Raw genomic sequence first — 19454 nt, 5'->3', positions numbered from 1 at the left:
GTACGAGCCCGGCACATCACCAGAAAAAGGCCCTCGCCAGCGTGTGCCTGAGAGAAGGAAGAAGGTGGGCGGAACATGGCCGCCACCCAGAGGATCGCCGTCGGCGCCATGGTCGCCGCGGCCTGTGCGGCGTCGTTCGCCGGTTGTGCGACCGACTCCAGCGGCACGAAGGAAGGGGCGCCCGGCCCGGGGCAGGGGGCGCCGGCGCCGGGCAGCGTGCTCCGGCTGATCGGCGACGGTTCCACCGCCTACACGGGGTCCCAGCCGCATCTGCCCCGGCCCGAGCGGATGAGCCCGGGTCAGAAGCCCCCGCAGTTCGTCGTGTTCTCCTGGGACGGCGCGGGCGAGGACAGCCAGAAGCTGTTCTCGCACTTCCGCGAGGTCGCCAAGGAGAACAACGCGACCATGACGTACTTCCTCAGCGGCGTGTACCTCCTGCCGGAGGAGAAGCGCGACCTGTACAAACCCCCGCAGCACGCCCCGGGCCGCTCCGACATCGGCTTCAACGACGAGCAGGGCATCACCGACACCCTCGAACAGGTGCGGCTGGCCTGGCTGGAGGGCAACGAGATCGGCACCCACTTCAACGGCCACTTCTGCGGGCCCGACGGCGGGGTCGGCACCTGGTCGGTGGAGGAGTGGAAGAGCGAGATCGCCCAGGCGAAGAAGTTCGTGAAGTCCTGGCGGACCAACACCGGCATGAAACGGGCGGCTCCGCTGCCCTTCGACTACGACAAGGAGCTGATCGGCGCCCGCACCCCCTGCCTGGAAGGCCGGAAGAACTTCGTCAAGGCCGCCCGCCAGCTGGGCTTCCGCTACGACTCCAGCGGGGTCGACAACCAGGTCTGGCCCAAGAAGAAGGACGGCCTGTGGGACCTGTCGATGCAGCTGGTGCCCTTCCCCGGCCACACCTATGAACAGCTGACCATGGACTACAACTTCATGGTCAACCAGTCCGGCACCAAGACCCAGGGCGACCCCGACAAGTTCGACTACTGGGGCGGCCAGATGCGCGACGGACTCATCAAGGGCTTCTACCGCGCCTACGACGGCAACCGCGCGCCCCTCATCATCGGCAACCACTTCGAGTCCTGGAACGGCGGCACCTACATGCGCGCCGTGGAGGACGTGGTCAAGGAGGTGTGCACCAAGCCCGAGGTGCGCTGTGTCTCCTTCCGTCAGCTGGCCGACTGGCTCGATGCCCAGGACCCGGGGGCCCTGGCGAAGCTGCGCACCCTGAAGGTGGGCGAGGCCCCCCGCCAGGGCTGGGAGTCCTTCCTGTCCGGCCGCCCGGCCCCGGCGCCCAAGGGCGTGCCCGGGGCGCCGGCGGACGAGCCGTAGAGGTCGGGCGGACGCCGCCGCGCCCCGGCCACGTCAGGCCGGTGGCGCCGCGCTCCGGCCGGGTCAGGCCGGCGTCGCCACGCTCTCGCCGAGCACGAAGTGGGGGTCGACCTGCGCCGCCAGGTCGGCCCCGGTGCGCTCGTTGCCCCAGGACTCGGCGTTCTTCAGGTGGAAGTGCACCATCTGGCGGGTGTAGCGCTCCCAGTCGCGCTGCTCGTAGGTGGCGTCGACGGTGGCCTTGAGCAGGTCCAGAGCGCGGGCGTTGGCTTCCTCCAGGAGCGCGAACCGGGGTGGGCGGCCCTTCTCCATGGCGCGCACCCAGTCCGAGCGCCCGACCGTCACGAGCAGGTCGTCCCCGACCTCGTCGCGCAGGAAGTCGAGGTCGTCGGGGTCCTGGATCTTGTTGCCGACGACCTTGAGGGCGACGCCGAAGTCGCGGGCGTACTCCTTGTACTGGCGGTAGACGGAGACCCCCTTCCGGGTCGGTTCGGCGACGAGGAACGTCATGTCGAAGCGGGTGAACAGGCCGGAGGCGAAGGAGTCGGAACCGGCCGTCATGTCGACCACGACGTACTCGCCGGGGCCGTCGACGAGGTGGTTCAGGAACAGCTCCACCGCTCCCGTCTTGGAGTGGTAGCAGGCGACCCCCAGGTCGGCGTCCGTGAAGGGGCCCGTGACCATCAAACGGGCGGCGCCGCCGTCGAGTTCCACCGGGCGCGCGCAGGCGTCGTACACCGGGTTGGGCTCGCGCACCCCGACCAGCCGCGAACCCTCGCCGGGCGGGGTCGTCTTGATCATCGTCGCGGCCGAGGCGATGCGCGGGTTGGTGCCGCGCAGGTAGTCCTTGATCAGCGTCAGCTGTTCGCCCATGGCGGGCAGCGCCGCCGTCTCCTCCTCGCCGAGGCCGAGTGCGGGGCCGAGGTGCTGGTTGATGTCCGCGTCGATGGCGACCACCGGGGCGCCGGAGGCGACGAGATGGCGGATGAAGAGGGAGGAGAGCGTGGTCTTGCCGCTGCCGCCCTTTCCGACGAAAGCAATTTTCATGTTCACCAAGGGTAGTCGCGTGGTAGCTGTACGTGCCATGAGGCAGTGAAGAAGACCACTCCTTCGTGGGGTGAGTCGCCGGGGTGCGTAGTGTCGTACTCATGAGTACGACAGGCGCGACCGCCGATCCGCTCGCGGCCCTGGGCACGCTGCCCGGCGTGGCCGAGTCCGTTGAGTCCGTGCGCAAGGCCGTGGACCGGGTCTACGGGCACCGGGTCATGCGACGTCGCAGCAACGAGATCACCTCCGAGGCGGCCCTGCGCGGCGCCCGTGGCTCGGCGGCGCTGTCCGGCGCGGACTGGGCCCTGGAGGAGGTGCGCCGCCGCACCGACTTCGGCGTCGACGCCGAGGCCCGCGTGATGGGCGCGGCCCTGAGGCTCACCGCGGAGGCGGGACAGCTGCTCTCCATCTGGCGCCAGTCACCCCTGCGGGTGCTGGCCCGGCTGCACCTGGTGGCCGCGGCGAGCGGTGAGGACCAGGTCGGCAGGCCGCGCCTGGCGGGCGAGCCGGTCGACGAGCCGCTGGTCGAGCTGCCACTGCCGGACGCCGGGGAGGTATCGGGCCGGCTGGAGGGGCTGGCGGACCTGATCATCGCCGGCACCTCCGCGCCCGCGCTGGTCACGGCCGCCGTGGTGCACGGCGAACTGCTCGCGCTGCGCCCCTTCACGTCCCACAACGGGCTGGTCGCGCGTACGGCCGAGCGGATCGTGCTGATCGGCAGCGGACTGGACCCGAAGGCGATCTGCCCGGCCGAGGTCGGCCACGCCGAACTGGGCCGCGCCTCCTACCTGGCCGCTCTGGACGGGTACGTCTCCGGCACCCCCGAGGGCATGGCGGCCTGGATCGCCCACTGCGGCCGGGCGGTCGAACTGGGCGTACGCGAGTCGACGGCGGTCTGCGAGGCGCTGCAGCGCGGCGCGGCCTGAGAAGGCCGAAGGCCCCGGGCGGCGGAAGGGCCAGGCGGTCCGGTCGATGGGAGGTCCGGGCGGTGGGAGGTCCTGGCGGTGGAAGGGCTGGGCGGTCCGGGTGATGGGAGGTCCAGGCCGAGGAAGGTCCGGACGCCGAAGGTCTGGACACGGACGTCCCTGACGACGGGGAAGCGCGGTGGCCGGCTGGGAGCCTCGGGCGGCGGGAGTCCGGACAAGGGTTGCGGCGGTACGAGTGCTCGTACCGCCGCTGGCATGATCACCGGGTTACCAAGCGTCCTCGATGTTCGCCCATCAGGTCGGGGTGCTTTGCCCGTCACCTGGTGCGGCTGGCCCGTAATCGACGGGTCGACGTCGCGTGGGTGCCCGGTGTTCATGCTGGGTCCGTGGGGCCAATGCGTAGTGGTAGGGGATCCTCTCGGATGTCCTTTGGTCTCGCGGGCCTAGGTTCTTTGTACCGCGAGCCGGGAGGAAGCGGAACCCCTGCCTGCACTTCTTTACTTTCGGGTTCAAACAGGGTGAAACGGGCGCCTGTTCAGGCGGTGCCACGGCGTCGGCTCGTGTACCAGACGAGGCCGGCGGTCGCCGCCGCCGCTCCTATGGCCGCCGCGGCGACCAGCGCCGGGCGGGCCGGGACGGAGAACGCGGGCAGCCGCTTCTTGAGGCGCACCGGGTGGCGGAACTCCAGGATCGGCCACCCGCGGGCGGACGCCTCCCGGCGCAGCGCGCGGTCCGGGTTCACGGCGTGCGGGTGCCCGACGGCCTGGAGCATCGGCAGATCGGTCGCCGAGTCGCTGTAGGCGTAGCAGCGGTCGAGGTCGTAGCCCTCCGACGCGGCCAGCTCCCTGATGGCCTCGGCCTTCGTCGGGCCGTAGGCGTAGTACTCCACCTCCCCGGTGAAGCAGCCGTCCGCACCGACGACCATGCGGGTGGCGACCACTCGGTCCGCGCCCAGCAGTTCCCCGATCGGCTCCACCACCTCGGCTCCCGAGGTGGACACGATCACCACGTCCCGGCCGGCCGCGTGGTGCTCCTCGATGAGGGAGGCGGCCTCGTCGTAGATGATCGGGTCGATCAGCTCGTGCAGGGTCTCGGCGACGATCTCCCGTACCTGCTGGACGTTCCAGCCGCGGCACAGCGCGGACAGATACTCGCGCATGCGCTCCATCTGGTCGTGGTCCAGACCGCCGGCCAGGAAGACGAACTGGGCATATGCGGTTCGCAGCGCGGCCCTGCGGTTGATCAGCCCGCCTTGGTAGAAGGACTTGCTGAAGGTGAGGGTGCTGGACTTCGCAATGACCGTCTTGTCCAGGTCAAAGAAGGCCGCTGCGCGGGGCAAGGAGTGGTTTTCCACGCCCTTGAGCATAGGCGCCCACCATTCGGCGTAAGGTGGGGCGCGTGGGTTTGCCTGAGAGGGCTCTCGGGTACACCATGGAAGTCACGGATCGTTCGCGACCGTGCTAACCCGGTCCGACTCCTCCCCCCCCGAGTCGGCCGTGGGGACGACCCCCGCTCTCCCCCCCGGCGGGGGTCGTCGCATGTCCGGACGGGTTTTCACCCTCCTCCCCTTTCTCTCCACGGCCTCACGGCCCGCCTCGTGCCGTCGTGACCGCGCCGTCGCCGTGCCCATGATCCGTCACTGCGGGTAATCGGCAGGCTGCGCTGTGGATATCGCACAGGGATCAGCACGGGGGTCACCGGTATGGGTGACGGAGATATTCACAGGCTCCGGGTTGTCCACAGTTATCGACCAAGATCCACATCATTTCGCGGATCGCTGCACCGTGATTCCAGCGCACTCCGGCCGAGGCGAGTTCACGGCCGGGTCCGATAGCCGGAGCGCGTATGGCCGGTTCCTATCGGCCGTTCATATGGAGGCCGCTCGCCGGTTCTTCACATCTTTGGGAATCGCGTGGCCGCAGGGGCTGCGCGGCCCACGCAGCGAAGGGGGAACACCCGTGACCGGAATCGTCACCCACGACCCGCCGACCAGCCCCGCGGACCGGCCCGGACAGCCGCTCATCATCACGGAGGACGGCGTTCTCCTGGACGATCTGCTGCGGCTGTGCGCGGCGGCGGGCGCCACGCCCGAGGTCCATCACGGCGTACCGGAATCCGGCGACGGCTGGGCCGCCGCCCCGCTCGTGCTCGTCGGCGACGACGCCGCCCACCGGATGCGCGGGGCGGCACGCCGGCCGGGGGTGGTGCTGGTGGGCCGCGACCAGGACGACCCGGGGGTGTGGAAACGAGCCGTGCAGATCGGCGCCGACCACGTCCTGATGCTCCCCGACGGCGAACCGTGGCTGGTCGACCGCATCGCCGATGTCGCCGAGGGCATCGGCCGCCCGGCCCTCACCGTCGGCGTGATCGGCGGCCGGGGCGGGGCCGGCGCGTCCACGCTCGCCTGCGCGCTCGCCGTCACCTCCGCGCGCGAGGGACTGCGCACCCTCCTGGTGGACGCGGATCCGCTGGGCGGCGGACTCGACGTACTCCTCGGCGGCGAGAGCGCCGAAGGGCTGCGCTGGCCCGCCTTCGCCGCCTCCCGGGGCCGGGTCGGCGGCGGAGCCCTGGAGGAGTCACTGCCCGAGCTGCACTCCCTGCGCGTGCTCAGCTGGGACCGCGGCGACTGTGTCGCCGTTCCGCCTCCCGCGGTCCGGGCGGTGCTGGCAGCCGCCCGGCGGCGCGGCGGCACGGTCGTCGTCGACCTGCCCCGACGCCTCGACGACGGGGTCGCCGAGGCCCTCGCCCAGCTCGACATGGCCCTGCTCGTCGTCCCGGCCGAACTGCGGGCCGTCGCGGCCGCCGGCCGCGTCGCCTCCGCCGTCGGCATGGTCGTACGGGACCTGCGGGTGGCGGTCCGCGGGCCGTACGCACCCGGCCTTGACGACCACGAGGTGGCCCGGCTGCTCGGCCTGCCGCTGGCCGGCGAGGTGCCCGCCGAACCGGCACTGCTGCGCCCGCGCGGTGGTGCGAAACCGCCGGGCGCGACCGGGCGCGGACCGCTCGCCCGCTTCTGCGCGCACTTCTGGGAACGCGCGCTGGTCGAATCGGGAGGCCTCCGATGACCCTGCCCGGACTCGACCGGGCCGACGGCGCGGCCCTGCTCGACGGCGTCCGCCGCCGGCTCGCCGAGAGCGGCGCCGAACCCACCCCCGCCCGCGTGGCCCAGGCCCTGCGCGAACAGGGCCGGGTGCTCGGCGACGCCGAAGTCCTCGGCGCGGCCGCGCACCTGCGGTCCGAACTCGTCGGCACCGGCCCGCTGGAACCGCTGCTCGCCGACCCGGACGTCACCGACGTCCTGGTCTCCGCCCCGGACCGGGTCTGGGTGGACCGCGGCGGGGGCCTGGAGCTGACCCCGGTGACCTTTCCCGACGCGGCGGCCGTACGACGACTCGCGCAGCGGCTGGCCGCCGTGGCCGGACGCCGGCTGGACGACGCCCGGCCCTGGGCGGACGCCCGGCTGCCCGACGGCACCCGGCTGCACGCGGTGCTGCCCCCGGTCGCCGTCGGCTGCACCTGCCTCGCCCTGCGGGTGGTACGGCCCCGGGCCTTCACCCTGGAGGAACTCGTGGCGGCCGGCACGGTGCCGCCCGGCGGCGACCGGATCCTGAGGGCGCTGCTCGACGCCCGGCTGTCCTTCCTCGTCAGCGGCGGTACCGGATGCGGCAACCCCAAACTGTGTCTGCAACGCCACTAAATGGATCACGCCCGAAAGGGGGAACGAGCGACGGTGAGCACCCCTCTGACCTGCGGCTTTGCGCGGCGGTCCGGCGCGGTTCTCTCCCGCCTTGGAATCGAAGGTGAGCGCGAAAAACCCCGGTCGGCGGGGTGCCGACCGGGGTCGAAGCGCTGTACGTGCGGGGGCTACTGGGCGGGCTGGCCGCTACCGGGGCAGGTCTCCCGGGAGCCGGGAGCCTGGTGCCACGCGGCCGGCTGACCGGACTCGGCGCCGACCCAGGCCCCACACACGGAGCAGGCGGCGGAGCACTGGCCGGGGTCGAAGCGGTGGTTGTGCTGGTGGTCACGCATGAGCAGTTCTCCCTTGGTTGTCGGGATGGTGCTGATGTGTGGTGCGACTCCCCAGCGCTCCCGGCTTGGGCCGGGTTGAGGGGAGGTCTCAGATGCGGCGCACGAACGCGCGGGCGCCGTTGTGGAAGAACACCGTCACCCCGGACTGGTTGGTGCCCTGACCGGCTGACCACTGCTGGATGCGGGCGATCTTCGAGGACTCGGCCCGGCCGATGACGGCGGCCAGCCACTCTTCACCGCCGTCCTGTGCGGTGCTGTCCGTCCACGGGGCAGGGTCTCCGTCGACCTCTGCGGTCGGGGTGTCGTGCTTCTCACCGTCGGCGAGCTGGCCGGTGACCTGCCAGCGGATCTCGCTGGATCCGATGGTCACGGCGAAGCCGAACGGGTACTTGCTGTCACCGGCTTCCGCGAGCGTCTGCACCCGGGCCACACCCGGCGTGTTCTTCACGCAATCGATGACAAAGGGAACGAAACTCTCGGGGCGCATCGTGGTCCTCTCCGTGCGAAGCGGCCAGTCTAGGCACTCGCGTCGCGGGCGTCGGTGCTCTTGCCGAGCGTCTCGTAGTGGTCACACAGGGCGTTGAGTACGCGGGCCAGGCGGCGGGCGTAGGAGACCCTGCTGGCGTGGTCCGGCTTGGGCTGGATGGTGAGCTTGCCGCGGGCCTCGCCGATGCAGGCGCGGGCGCAGTACCGGGGGATATCGTCCTTCGGGAGCTTCGCAGAGACGGCTTCGACCTCCGGGATCAGGAGCTCCAGGTGGCCGCGTAGCGTGCTGGTGAGGGTGAGCAGCTCGTCGGCGGCCGGCGGGAAGGCGTCGGGCGCGTCGTCCGGGCCGAGCAGGCGGGCGGTTGTGGCGCGCATTCCCTCGATGTCGGGTGGCCACCGGCTCAGGTCTGCCTCGGAGGCGGGGGGAGCGATACGGTGCGACATGTCGACTCCTTGCAGTCGGCCATGCCCCGGGGCCGTGGACGCGGTCGCCGGGGTCACTCGTCGTGTCCTAGGTCAGAACGTAGCGTGTCCTAGGACATGTGACCAGACGTCAGACGTCCCTGCATCCTTACGAGTTACCCGTGTCCTAGTACAGTCGGCCATGCCCTAGGACGCCGGAGGAGACGACATGCCCGATCCCGAGCACCCCTACATGAAGGTCGCCGAGCGTATCCGCCGGCGCATCCTCGACGGAGCCCTGCCGGAGGGCGTGAAGCTGCCGGCTCAGCGCGAACTCGCCAAAGCCGAGGGTGTCTCCGTCGCCACACTCGGGCGGGCCCTGGACCAGTTGCAGGTCGAGGGCTACATCACCACCTCACGGCGCGGCACGTTCGTCGCCAACGCCCCGGAGGTGGCGCCCTCCAGCTACGACCGCATCACCCGCGTCCTGCGCACCGGCTCCGTCCTGGCCGAGGGCGAAACGGTCATCGTCACAGTCGCCGAGCTGATCCGGCCACCGCAGTACGTGGCCGAACTCTTCGACCTCGACGACGGCGACCAGGTGGTGCGGCGGCAGTGGCACACCGGCAAGGGCCAGCAGCGCACTGGGCTGTACGTCACCTGGTACCCGGCCCACTTCGCGGCGTCTGTGCCCGAGCTGCTGTCCACCAACAACCGATCCGCGCCCGGACTGCTGCTGAAGATCCAGCAGGCGACCGGCCGCACCATCAAGGGCGGCCGCGACGACATCCACGGTCGCGACGCCGACGCCCGGGAGGCGAACTTCCTGGGTGTGCGGATCGGCTCACCGATCCTCGCGGGCGCGCACCGCCTGTGGGACGAAGACGGCGTCATCGAATACGGCGAATGGTGTCTCCCGTACCGGCTGACGGTCGGCTACGAGTACACCTTCGAGGCGCCTGCTGGAGAAGCGAAGTAGCCCGCTCCCGGACGCACGAAAGCGGCCCCGCCCTCCCGAAGGAGAGCGGGGCCGCTGTCACGTCCCGATGTCGTGGAGGTACGGGCGCACCTCGTCAGGGATGGGCTGCGAAGGCGGAGGCGGTTCCAGGCGCTGCTGCCGCATGTACGTAACCAGGGAGCGGGCCCACGCGGCGATGTAGCGCAAGGCCGATTCCTGCTCGGCGATCCGCTGCCGGTCCTGCTCGGCCTGCTGCCGGTCCTGCTCGGCCTCCCGCTCCAGGCGCTCGATGTGTTGGCTCAACCGGTCGGTGACCGCGGTGAAGTCATCGCGCCGCTCGGCGCCGTGCGGCCGGCGGGGCTGCCGACGGCCGATCACCGCGGTGAGCACCCCGCCGGCCGCCGTGACAAGAGCAACGGCCAAGGCGCTCAGCGCGGTCAGCATCTCAGGTCTCACGCGGTGGCTCCGATCGTGCGCGGGGCGCTTCCTGCCAGCCGATCGCCACCAGGCACACGGCCCCGAACGCGCCGAAGATCAGGGCTGGCACCCAGCCCCGCGGGTACTCGCCGAGCGGCCACCAGGCCACCAGGTAGGACATCGACCAGGGCGCGGTGATGCCCCAGACGGCCAGGAATCCGGGCCAGTCCATGCGGGGTGGCAGCCAGGCGCAGACCAGGGCGATAACCCCCGCCGCCACCCACGCCCCTCCCCACGCCTCCAGGGGTGCGGCCTTGAGCAGCAGGCTCAGGCCGGCTCGGTTCGCGGGCGGCTGGCCGATCTGGGCATAGCCGTAGAGGGTGGCGATGGTGCCCTTCATGGTGAGGAGTGCTCCGCGGCGGCCCAGCTGCTGCCGGAGCCGCCGGGCCGCCGCGCGCATCAGACGCCCGGTGCGGTGCTGGCGCTGTTCTTCGGGCCGACGAACCGAGCCGCGAGACCCTTGACCAGGGTCACGACGGCGGCCAGTCCGGCCGTGCCGGCGCCCTGCCAGAAGCTGACGGACAGCATGTCGGCCGGACCGCCCGCGAGCGCAACCGCGGCGGCGGCACCGAGGAACGTCCAGATGACGCGCTCGATCAGGTCTCTGGCGTAGGTGCCGGCCGTCTTCACCACGGTGTCGGCGCCGGGCAGGTGGAGCTGGGACATGGCGGATCGTTCCTCTCGGTCAGACGTTGGGGACGTGGAGCTTGGACCAGGACGTGGGGCCGGGCGGCCACTTCGCGTCCGCGCCGGTGTAGCCGAGGGATCGCTGGTACGCCTCGTAGGCCTTGACGTCGGCCTCGCCGAGCTTGGGCCCGGCACCGACCCGGTAGTAGCGGCCGAAGCCCTTGGCGATGAGCCGCTTGCCCATCGCGGTGAACACCTTGCTGGAGCGGCCGATGGCGGGCTTGCTGCCCGCCATGAACAGCTGCGCGCCAGGGAACGGCTCGTACTTCGGCCCACTCGGGGCGGGGCCGCTGCCGGTCCCGGCCGGACGCGGGGCGCCCTTCTTCACCCACGCGTACAGCGGGCCGCCCGGGCACTCGGTGGCGTACCCGTCCCGGTGCCCCAGGATCTCGTCCTCGGCGCCGTGCGCGCGCAGCAGCTCGATGCCGTCGCGGATCGCGCCCAGCATCTCGTCGGTCGGCTCGGTCAGGCCCTCGTCGCCGACCAGGCCGACAATCGCGTAGTGCGCGCGGTTCAGCGGCTGGTTGCCGTTGGCGCCCGTCCGCCGGCCGATGCCTCGGCCCTCGAGGAGGTAGCCGTGCGGGCAGGCACCGTAGTTGTACGCGATGTCGGAGTAGTTCTCCTTGGTGTTCGCCAGGTGAGACCGGCGGATCGCCTTCCACTCGGCGATACACGCCGCGTGGTCGGTGAGCAGCTTGGTGCTCACGAACGTGCCCTCGTAGTGGACCTTGGTCCCCTCGGTGGTGGCCTGGAGTGGGGCGGCCGATGCCGGCCAGCCCAACGCCGCCCGGGTGACGAGCTTCATCGTGCGCTCTCCTGCTCTCCCCCGGCCGGGGTCTGGTCGGCGGTGGCGTGCTCGGCGACGGCCACGGCGGCGGCGATCCAGGCGCCCTGGACGGTGTCGCCGAGGTCGTCCCAGGCGGGCATCGGCCGGCCGTCGTGGGTGGCGCCGCTGGTGGGCTCGCTGTAGGCGAGGTAGGCGGTGAGCCCGAGTTCGCTCGGGGAGGGCTGTGGCATGTGCTGCTCCAGACATGACGAACGCCCCGGCCGGGCGGCTCGGGGCGGGCGGGGAAAGTGGGGTCAGGAGAACTCGGGTTGGGGGTCGAGCAGCGTGGCGGAGACGATCGTCATCAGCTGCTTGCACAGGCCGCACTCGACGGTGATGGTGCCGCCGTTGCTGTAGCAGGGGTTGATGTCGAAGGTCCGCCCGTAGTTCTGCTCGCAGGCCTCGTTGTCGTCGCGGGCGGTCACGTCGTACCACTTCGCGGGTTCGAGGGTCACAGAAGTAGCGCTCATGGGGTGCCGATCACCAGCCAGTTCACGACGGTCGGGGTCACGTTGGTCCGCGTCACCCACACGGTCAGCCCGGTGGACGTGACGCTGGAGGTGGCGACGCCTGTGACCTGCGATCCGGGGACGATCGAGGACGCGGAGGCGTAGCCGAGGAAGTTGTTGCCGCGGACGATGAGCCCGGAGACGACAGCCGAGGTCGGGGTGTTCGCGGCGCTCGGGGTGATGGTGACGGTTCCCCAGGCCATGGAGCGGGGCATCAGGATGCCGCCGATGTCCACCTGCATGTCGACGCTGCCGGAGCCGTCCCACTCCAGGCTGATCATCGGGGAGCCGTCGCCGGGTGCCAGGGGGCTGTCTCCGCTGGCCAGGATGATGTGGGCCTGGGAGCCGCCGGAGATCAGCCCGGACATGATGTCGAGGGTGCCGCCGTCCGGCGTCGCGGTGATGCCGGTGGGCAGGACCTGCGGCACGCCGCTGCCGAACGTCAACTCGCCGGACTCCAGGCGGGCGTAGGTGTTGCCGTCGGCGGAGTTGGTCTGGAAGCCCGCGGCGCCGTCGCCGAGGTCGGCGGCCATGACCGCTGCTGGGACGTCGCTTCCGGGACGGAAGACCTTCAGGGCTCCCTCGGACATGCCTGTGTGCGGGGCGCGGCGGGAGGCGCGCAGCTCCCGCATCTCCCTCTCCAGGGCCTGCACCCGGCGGGCGAGGCTGGTGGCGTCGGGCGGCAGCTGGTCCAGTTGGCGGGGCATCAGGTCTCCTCCACGATGATCGGGCGGACGCGGTCCGCGGCGACGTCCAGCTCCCACGACCAGCAGCGGGCCACGACGTCCGCGCCGTTCGGGTGCCGGGGTGAGGTCTCGACGGCGAGGTGGACGCTGTCGCCCAGTCCCCAGTCGGTGCCCACCCGAGGGGCGCGGGAGGCGACGGCTTCCATCGTCCAGACCTGGGCGCCCTGGGCCATCAGACCGACGCTCTTGCCGGCGTGCGCGTCCAGCTGGCGGGGGTCGGTGATCCCGCTGGACGGGGTGTACCGGTACTCCCAGACGGGCCAGCCGCCAGCGATCAGCGCAGTGGCTTCCTGCGGCGCTGACGTCAGTCGGGACTCGCCCTCGCCCTCGCCGCGGGCCAGGACGCGGGTCGCGCCCTTGCCCTGCTCGTAGGACTCGGACAGGTTGTAGCTGGAGACGCAGCCCGGGAAGTCGAAGACCGCCTCCGGGCTGGTCGACTGGGTACCGATCTGCCGACGGACCCTGAGCGGAAACTGAAAGCCGGAGTGCGCCGCGTTCCAGACCACGTCGATGGTCCACTCGGGGCCGCCGTCCAGGCCCATGATCTCGTTGAGGCAGGACAGGATCGTTTTGTCGTCGCCGTCGCTGCTGAGGTAGTCCATCGTCGTGCCGGTGGCCACGGCGTCGATGACGATGGGCGGCCCGCTGGTGAGCGCCGGCGCGGCGAGCGCGGCGATGACGTTGGCCTGGTCGGCGCCGATGAGGGTCTGGGTGCCTGGGTAGCGGGCGTCCAGGTAGGCCTCCAGGGTGGCCGCGCCGAGCTGCACCGTGTTGCCGGTGCCGCCGTCGCGGGGCAGCACCGCACCGGCCCACAGCGGGGTGTCGGTGGCCGTGTCGACGGCGACCAGCAGAGACCGGCCCGGCGCGGTCGCCGCCTCCCATTCGCGGGGTGCGCCGGCCAGCCCCAGCTCAAACTGAAGCGTGGTCGACGCGCCCAACCGTCGGGACAGGGCGCCGGACGGCTTGAGCGAGGGCAGGTCCTCCACGATGCCGCCGGTGCGCATGTCGACGCCGTACCAGGCCAGCGTGATCGGATTGCTCATGAGACGGCGTACCGCAGGCCGTTCAGGGACACCCACGGCGGCCGGATGACCGGGTTGGCGTAGCTGTCGCTGGTGGACGTCGTCGTGCCGACGATCTGGGTAGTGCCGTCCGCCTTGAAGTCCAACTTCAGGCTCAGGCTGGAGCTGGACGACGCGGAGCAGGGACCGGTCAGCGACCGGAGCGACGGAGGCCGGAACGATGCCGCGAGCGGGGTCTGCAAGAAGTTGCCGCTGTTCTGGATGGCGTTGGACGCGTAGGTGATGCCGAGGCCGCCGCGCCACTCCATGTACTGGGTTCCCTCGATGGTCACCTTGCGGTACTGCACGGTGCCGTTGCCGTTGCCGTCGTGGCTGAAGCCAGTGGCGAGGGCCGGGGTGTTCCAGGCGGTGGTGACGACCTTCTGGTACGTGTCCCAGCCGCTGCCGTTCCAGCGCAGCAGATCGCTGCCGTTGTCGTAGAACTGCCCGACGTAGGGCGTGGCCGGAGCGCTCGCCGACGGCAGGATGCCGCCCGGAGCGACCGTGTACGGCAGGACCGAGGTGGACACCGAAGCCGAGCCACCACCGGACGGCGGCACGGTGATCGTGGCCAGCGGGATGTAGATCTGGGTTCCGGCCGGAACCGGTGCGACCGGCGAGGACGCGGCGGTCCCCGGAAGGTAGACGACGTCGGCCAGCTTCTGCCCGGACGCGTCCACCAGGGTGTCCCACACCCGCAGGTAGACCAGGTCGATCCGGGACAGGGTGGCGTGCGCGGCGGACAGCGTCAGGTTCGTAGACGACGCCAGGCACGCCCGGTAGACGCCCTGCCCTGACTGGTACTGGACGAGTGCGACACCGGCCGCCACGGTGATCGTGGTCCCGGCGAGCGTGACGTTCAGGCCGCTGCCGCCCGGGCGGACACCGGCCCGCACGCCCAGCGCGCTGCCGTCGTGCATGCCCGCGAGGATGTCGCCGCGGCGCATGCTGAGCCCGTCGTAGCTGAGGCCGTCGATCCATTTCGGCAGAGCATCCGGCACGCCGGCCTCCTTACTGCCAGGCTGACCGCCAGCTGGCGGTCAGCGTCGCGGTCGAGTTGTAGGCGGTGGAGCGGAAAAGGAAGCTGGTCACCGACCGGGCCGGGATGACGGGCCACCCCGACGGCACGGTCAGGAAGCGGCGGCGGGAGACGCTGCCGTTGAGGGTGACCGAGTGGGCGTCGGTGTCGATGACCAGGACATCGCCGGACGCGAGGTCCTGCGAGTAGCTCATGATGCGCACGCTGCCGTCGGGCATCTGCGCCTGGACCAGCGGCGCGACGACCGGACCGGCGATGGTGATGACCGGCCTCGTCTCGAAGTCGCCGGCGTTGACGGCGTCGACCTGCCCGGCGACCGTGACCGCCGACAGCAGCCAGGGCGGCGCCGCGGGCAGGGTCAGACCGCCGGTCACCGACGGCAGGCCGGTGCTCGACGTCTGCAACGCAGTCCCGTACCGGCGCGGATCGGCGGCCGTCACCAGCACCGAGTACGTCGCCTTGGTGTCGGTGATGTACTGCATCAGAGGCTTGCCGCTACGCCGGACCAGCGCCTGCTTCGGCGTCGACTCCTGCACGACCAGCAGCGTGTCCGTGAGGCCGGCCGCCGCCCGCAGCTGGTCCATGGCCTGCTCCAGCAGAGCCCGGGAGGGCGCCACGATGGTCCCTCCCAGGGTGATCGGGCGGGAGCCGAGATACACCGGAGAAGCCCACGCCCCGTGATCGCCCTCACGCTCGCTGAACTCGGCGCGGACGTCGGGTGAGTCCCAGCCTTCGAGGGTCTGGAGGTACCAGGCGACGCCGGCGGAGTCGACGGCCCCCAGGGTCACGCTGCCCAGGCTCGCCTGGAGCCCGTCCAGCGTGGCCCCCGGTGTGTACGGCATCCCTGCCCCCCCTCTCAGCCCACGAACGACATGTAGCGGGCCAGGTCAGCGGCCTGCTCGGCGTTGGTCTGCTTGGCGCCGTACAGGTTGATGGTGATCTGCTTGGTGACCTCCTGGGCGAGCGCGGCCATCGAGGCCGGGCTGCCGTACCGACGGGCGGACACCAGCCGGTAGCCCATCGCCGCGGCAGACTGTGCCAGCAGCGCCCGGGAGCGGGCGGAGCTGTTCAACGGGATCCACGACTCCGGGACCCCAGCCTCTCCGCCAAGGACCATGGCCGGGCGGGTGAGGATGCCGCCGAGCGCCATTGCCGTCCCGCCCTGCTGCGTCCACTGCCGGATGAACTCGTCCTTGTTCGCCGGCGGCAGGGCCTTGATCTGGGCGGCCATCTTCGGGACCAGGGCGCGGATGGTGGCCACGTCCAGGCCGGCGGAGATGAGGTCGGCGAAACCGCGGCCCGGGCCGCCGCGCAGCGTGGAGAGCAGGACCAGGCTGTTGGCGAGGTCCTCGCCCGTGAGCGTCTTCTCGGCGTTCTTCACGCTGTCGTTCGCGGTCTTGGCGGCCTTGCTGTCCCCGGCAGCCTGGTGGGCCAGCTCCATCGCACTGGCGTCACCCTGAGCGGCGAGCGCCTGGGCGAGGTCGCCGAACCCTGCTGCCGCCAGTTTCTGAAGGTCGGCAGCGAACTGCTGGGACTCCTTGGTGCTGGAGTTGAGCTGCTTGGAGAAGTCCCCGAGCGTGGCCTTGGCGAGGTCACCGGTCTTCTTCAGCTTCTCGGTGATCCGCTTGAACTCTTTGTCGCTGGCGCCGGCGAGGGCGTTGACGAGGTCGTACCCGGCCTCGCCCATGCCCTCCAGCATGCGCTGGAGTTCGGTGCCGCCGCGCGCACCGACCTTGTTGAGGTTCTTCCGCCACTTCTCGGTCGCGGCGAGCGACTCGGTCAGCTGGGTCTCGTAGGCCTTGAGGTTGAAGCGCGTCGGCGCCTTCTGGCCGTGCTTCAGCCCCAGCTCCTCGTCGGCCTGATCGACCTTCCGACGTCGGGACCTCACGGTGTCGTCAGCCGACCGCTTGGCCTTCGCCGCCGTCTTGACCCGGTCCTCCGCGTCCTCCAGCTGCTTCTTCGTGTGCTTGCCCTTGCGGACCTTGTTGAGGTTCGCCTCGGCCGCCTTGAGGTTGTCGGCGGCCTTCTTCTGGTCCTTCAGCGCCTTGGTCAGGTCTTCCCAGGCCCGCTTGAGGTCCTCGATCTCCTGGTCATAGCGCTGCTTGGCATCGGTTGGGCCACCGAGGACCGGGGCGGTCGACGGGGTGTAGGTGAAGCCAGCCAGACCGCCCGTCGCGTAGCGGCCGGCGTTGAGCCGGTCGAACATCGCCACGCCGTACTTCCTGACGGACGCGGCCTTGATGACGTACTCGCCGTTGGAGATCAGCGCGGGGATGCTGTCCGATGTGCCCGTGCCCGGGCCGAAGACGGGGCCGCCGGTCGGGATGATCTGCACCGGCATGCCGCCGTCGGCGAACCGCTGCACCAGGCCGCCGCGGGCCCGCATGGTCTCCACCGCGTTCTTCGCCGCCTGGCTGGAGCCGCCCGACTTCACGACGGATTCCCAGATGGTTCGCCGTGTGACGGTCGTGGTGACGCTCTTGTCGTGCAGCTGAGCGATCAGCCCGACCAGGGCCCGGACGTCGCCCTGTGCGGTGCCGGTCGGGGCGGTGATGCTGAGCTTCTTGCCCTTGGTGTTCTTGACCTTGTAACCGAGCTCCTCAAGGGCCTTACGGGCGTCGCCGGTCAGGGCGTCCACCGTGATGCTCTTGCCCTTGGTGGTGCGGAGCTTGTCCCGCACCTTCTCCAGATCGCGCAGGGCGTCCCCGGTGACGGCCTCCACCTTGGTCGGCACCTTCGCGGGCAGTTTCGCGTAGGCAGACGTCAGCCGGTCGATGGCCTCCTCAGAGAAGCCGGCCGCCTTCATCTGTGCGCGGAGCAGGCCGATGTCCTTCTCCAGGACCGCCTGCCCGGCCTGCTGGCTGTGCTTCTGCTCTGCCACCGCCTCGGCGTGGTCCATGGCCGCCTTGGCAGCGTCCAGGAACGCGCTCTTCACCTTGCGGCCCTTCTCGCTGGTGACATCCAGCGAGTGGCCGTTCTCCTTCACGACTTCCGTGAGGTCGGCAAGGCTCTGCCGGAAGGAGATCTCCCTTTCGGCCGTGCTGATGGCCGTGCCGTTCAGGTTGTTCAAGGCGTCCGACAGCTTCTCGGCCTCGGTCCGCTGGTCCTGCACGGCGTCCGCCGTCAGGCCCATCTCGGTGGCCAACTGCTTCTGGGAGTCGGCGGACATCTTGGCCTGGGTGTCCGTGGACGTTAGGGCGTCGGCGTACTGCGGCAGCAGGGTCCTGAGCTTCTCGGTGCTGGTGCCCTGTTCCTCCGCGGACTTGGCCAGCTTGTCGAACGCTGCTGCGGCGACGTCGCTGGCTCCGCCCTCCACCAGCGATTTCAGGGCCTCGTCCACGGCCTTGATGTCGTTGCGGGCCTCTTCGAGGTCGCCGGCGTCGCTGCCCAGGTGGGTGATGTTGTAGAGCGAGTCCCCGACCCGGTCTAGGACGCCGGGGTGGGCGATGCGCGCCACGGAGTCGCCGAAGCCGTCCAGGTCCTTGCCGAACGCCTTCGTCAGCTCTCCTGCGGCCTTGCCGTTCTTGCCCAGCTCGTACAGGGAGGCGCCCAGCCGGGTCACGTTCGGCGGGGCGTCCATGAACGCCTTCTTCAGCTGGTCGGCGCCCATGGAGAGGGCTTCCAGGGCGGCGATGACGACGCCGAGGCGGCCGAGGCCGCCCATCAGGACGCGCGTCCGGGCAGCCGTGAGGCCCATCTGCTGGAGCGCCACGCGGGTGGCCTGGATCCGCGGCAGCAGCAGCAGGATTCCGGCGACCGCGAGGCTCGCGGCGCCGCCGATGCCGCTGATCAGGGTGATGGCGTGCTGCGCGCCGGCCGGGAGGTTGTTGTAGGCGTTGACCAGCCTGGTCACCCACTGGACCATGTCGCGGAGCGCGCCGTTGGCGGAGGAGCCGCCCTCGATGAGCGCGACCTCCAGGGCGCCACGCAGCCGCTCCAGGTCGCCGACCAGGTTGTCGGTCTGCACGGCGGCCATGCGCCCGGCCGCACCCTGGTCATCGACAGCCTTGACGTACTTCTGGATGCCGCTGGCGCCCAGCTCGTACAGGATCGTCGCCGAGCGCACGGCGTCCGACCCGAAAATGGTGGCAAACGCAGCGTTCCTCGCCTCGGGGGTGAGGTTGCCGAAGCTCTTCTGGAGGTTGCCGGCCATCTTCGCCAGGCCCACGAAACGGCCCTGGCTGTCGTAGGCCGTGAAGCCGAGCCGGTCCATCATCTGCCGGGCCTCGTCCGACTGCGGGGTGAGCCGCTGCAACATCACCTTCAGCGAGGTACCGGCGTCGGAGCCGGTCAAGGCGTGGTCGGCGAAAGCCGCCAGCGTGCCGACCGTGTCCTCCAAGCTGAGCCCGGTCTGGTTGGCGAGCAGACCGCCCTGCCGCAGGGACATGCCGAGGCCGTGCATGTCGGCGGCGCTCTTGTTCGCGGCGGCCGAGAGGACGTCGGCGATGTGCGTGACGTCCTTGCCCTTCAGCCCGAAGGTGTTCATGGTCTGCGCGGCGATGACGGCGCTGTCGGCCAGGTCCATCTGCCCGGACGCGGCCAGCGCCAGCGAGCCCTTCAGGGCGCCGCCGGTGATGTCCGCGACCGACACGCCGGCGCGGGCCAGCTCGGCCTCCGCGTCCGCGGCCTGGGTGGCCGTGAACGACGTCGTCTTGCCCGCCTCCAGCGCGGCGGCGCGGAGTTGCTGCATCTGCTTGGACGACGCGCCGGTGACCGCACGGACGTTGGACAGGGCCTTGTCGAACTTCGCTGCGCTGGCCGCCGCCACGGCGAAACCGCTGAGCATGGCCGCACCAACGACGGCGCCCGCACCGGCCAGCTTCGAGGTGGTGTCGGATGCCTGGCGCAGGCTCCGGGTGTACTGGCTGACGTCCGCGCGGAGCCGGACGGTGACGGTACGGGTGGCCATCGCTACCTCCGCCA

At 70.9% G+C, this 19454-nt stretch carries 20 protein-coding genes and 1 pseudogene; 5 read left to right on the top strand and 16 right to left on the bottom strand.

Features of this window, described 5'->3' with window-relative positions:
* The first annotated feature begins 75 nt into the window (after positions 1-75).
* Positions 76-1341 (top strand): hypothetical protein, encoded by a 1266-nt coding sequence (locus ABZV94_RS02820; protein ID WP_356336468.1) that lies wholly within the window; start codon positions 76-78, stop codon positions 1339-1341.
* A 63-nt stretch (positions 1342-1404) separates the two neighbouring features.
* Here the strand turns inward: ABZV94_RS02820 and ABZV94_RS02815 are convergent, their stop codons facing one another.
* The gene (locus tag ABZV94_RS02815) at positions 1405-2385 is read right to left on the bottom strand and encodes an ATP-binding protein (RefSeq protein ID WP_356336466.1); all 981 of its coding nucleotides are present in this window, start codon (positions 2383-2385) and stop codon (positions 1405-1407) included.
* Between the two features lie 101 nt (positions 2386-2486).
* Here ABZV94_RS02815 and ABZV94_RS02810 point away from each other — a divergent pair, with 101 nt between their 5' ends.
* Positions 2487-3311, top strand: a complete 825-nt coding sequence (locus ABZV94_RS02810) for an oxidoreductase (RefSeq protein ID WP_356336464.1) — start codon at positions 2487-2489, stop codon at positions 3309-3311.
* A gap of 535 nt (positions 3312-3846) precedes the next feature.
* Here the strand turns inward: ABZV94_RS02810 and ABZV94_RS02805 are convergent.
* Positions 3847-4677, bottom strand: a complete 831-nt coding sequence (locus ABZV94_RS02805; RefSeq protein WP_356336462.1) for an HAD-IB family hydrolase — start codon at positions 4675-4677, stop codon at positions 3847-3849.
* Positions 4678-5269: 592 nt separating this feature from the next.
* On the opposite strand from ABZV94_RS02805, the gene ssd reads away from it, so the two are divergent.
* Positions 5270-6376 carry a septum site-determining protein Ssd gene (gene ssd, locus ABZV94_RS02800; protein WP_356336460.1) on the top strand — a complete coding sequence of 369 codons (1107 nt, stop codon included), beginning with the start codon at positions 5270-5272 and terminating at the stop codon, positions 6374-6376.
* Positions 6373-6972 (top strand): annotated as a pseudogene (locus ABZV94_RS02795) (ATPase, T2SS/T4P/T4SS family); the annotation flags it as partial. The gene ssd and the pseudogene ABZV94_RS02795, both read left to right, overlap by 4 nt.
* A gap of 203 nt (positions 6973-7175) precedes the next feature.
* Here the strand turns inward: ABZV94_RS02795 and ABZV94_RS02790 are convergent.
* The 3 genes from ABZV94_RS02790 to ABZV94_RS02780 form a co-directional block, all read right to left on the bottom strand.
* Complete coding sequence (locus tag ABZV94_RS02790; RefSeq protein ID WP_356336458.1) at positions 7176-7340, bottom strand: hypothetical protein; 165 nt, start codon at positions 7338-7340, stop codon at positions 7176-7178.
* An 88-nt stretch (positions 7341-7428) separates the two neighbouring features.
* Entirely contained in the window at positions 7429-7788 is a 360-nt protein-coding gene (locus ABZV94_RS02785; protein WP_356336455.1) for a hypothetical protein, read from the bottom strand.
* Positions 7789-7856: 68 nt separating this feature from the next.
* The gene (locus tag ABZV94_RS02780; protein WP_356336453.1) at positions 7857-8270 is read right to left on the bottom strand and encodes a DUF6415 family natural product biosynthesis protein; all 414 of its coding nucleotides are present in this window, start codon (positions 8268-8270) and stop codon (positions 7857-7859) included.
* 187 nt (positions 8271-8457) lie between these two features.
* Here ABZV94_RS02780 and ABZV94_RS02775 point away from each other — a divergent pair, with 187 nt between their 5' ends.
* Positions 8458-9207 (top strand): GntR family transcriptional regulator, encoded by a 750-nt coding sequence (locus ABZV94_RS02775; protein ID WP_356336451.1) that lies wholly within the window; start codon positions 8458-8460, stop codon positions 9205-9207.
* Between the two features lie 57 nt (positions 9208-9264).
* Here the strand turns inward: ABZV94_RS02775 and ABZV94_RS02770 are convergent, their stop codons facing one another.
* The 11 genes from ABZV94_RS02770 to ABZV94_RS02720 form a co-directional block, all read right to left on the bottom strand.
* Positions 9265-9630 (bottom strand): hypothetical protein, encoded by a 366-nt coding sequence (locus ABZV94_RS02770; RefSeq protein ID WP_356336449.1) that lies wholly within the window; start codon positions 9628-9630, stop codon positions 9265-9267.
* A gap of 1 nt (position 9631) precedes the next feature.
* Positions 9632-10063 (bottom strand): hypothetical protein, encoded by a 432-nt coding sequence (locus tag ABZV94_RS02765; protein ID WP_356336446.1) that lies wholly within the window; start codon positions 10061-10063, stop codon positions 9632-9634.
* Positions 10063-10329: a hypothetical protein gene (locus tag ABZV94_RS02760; protein ID WP_356336443.1), complete on the bottom strand. Its 267-nt coding sequence runs from the start codon at positions 10327-10329 to the stop codon at positions 10063-10065. Before ABZV94_RS02760 ends, ABZV94_RS02765 begins: the two co-directional genes overlap by 1 nt.
* A gap of 19 nt (positions 10330-10348) precedes the next feature.
* Entirely contained in the window at positions 10349-11155 is an 807-nt protein-coding gene (locus tag ABZV94_RS02755; protein WP_356336441.1) for a peptidoglycan-binding protein, read from the bottom strand.
* Positions 11152-11367, bottom strand: a complete 216-nt coding sequence (locus ABZV94_RS02750; protein ID WP_356336439.1) for a hypothetical protein — start codon at positions 11365-11367, stop codon at positions 11152-11154. Before ABZV94_RS02750 ends, ABZV94_RS02755 begins: the two co-directional genes overlap by 4 nt.
* A gap of 63 nt (positions 11368-11430) precedes the next feature.
* Positions 11431-11646: a hypothetical protein gene (locus ABZV94_RS02745; RefSeq protein ID WP_356336437.1), complete on the bottom strand. Its 216-nt coding sequence runs from the start codon at positions 11644-11646 to the stop codon at positions 11431-11433.
* The gene (locus ABZV94_RS02740; protein ID WP_356336436.1) at positions 11643-12392 is read right to left on the bottom strand and encodes a hypothetical protein; all 750 of its coding nucleotides are present in this window, start codon (positions 12390-12392) and stop codon (positions 11643-11645) included. Before ABZV94_RS02740 ends, ABZV94_RS02745 begins: the two co-directional genes overlap by 4 nt.
* On the bottom strand, positions 12392-13474 hold the full coding sequence (locus tag ABZV94_RS02735; RefSeq protein WP_356336434.1) for a hypothetical protein: 1083 nt from the start codon (positions 13472-13474) through the stop codon (positions 12392-12394). Before ABZV94_RS02735 ends, ABZV94_RS02740 begins: the two co-directional genes overlap by 1 nt.
* The gene (locus tag ABZV94_RS02730; RefSeq protein WP_356336431.1) at positions 13471-14493 is read right to left on the bottom strand and encodes a hypothetical protein; all 1023 of its coding nucleotides are present in this window, start codon (positions 14491-14493) and stop codon (positions 13471-13473) included. The genes ABZV94_RS02735 and ABZV94_RS02730 overlap by 4 nt, the downstream gene beginning before the upstream one ends.
* Positions 14494-14503: 10 nt before the next feature.
* Positions 14504-15373, bottom strand: a complete 870-nt coding sequence (locus ABZV94_RS02725; protein WP_356336429.1) for a hypothetical protein — start codon at positions 15371-15373, stop codon at positions 14504-14506.
* 14 nt (positions 15374-15387) lie between these two features.
* Positions 15388-19440, bottom strand: coding sequence for a phage tail tape measure protein (locus tag ABZV94_RS02720; RefSeq protein WP_356336428.1), 4053 nt, complete (start codon positions 19438-19440; stop codon positions 15388-15390).
* Between the last annotated feature and the right edge of the window lie 14 nt (positions 19441-19454).

The organism is Streptomyces sp. NPDC004658 (assembly GCF_040609555.1).
Taxonomy (GTDB): domain Bacteria; phylum Actinomycetota; class Actinomycetes; order Streptomycetales; family Streptomycetaceae; genus Streptomyces.
The sequence above is the reverse complement of the archived record's forward strand: the minus strand, read 5'-3'. Positions and strand labels throughout refer to the sequence as shown.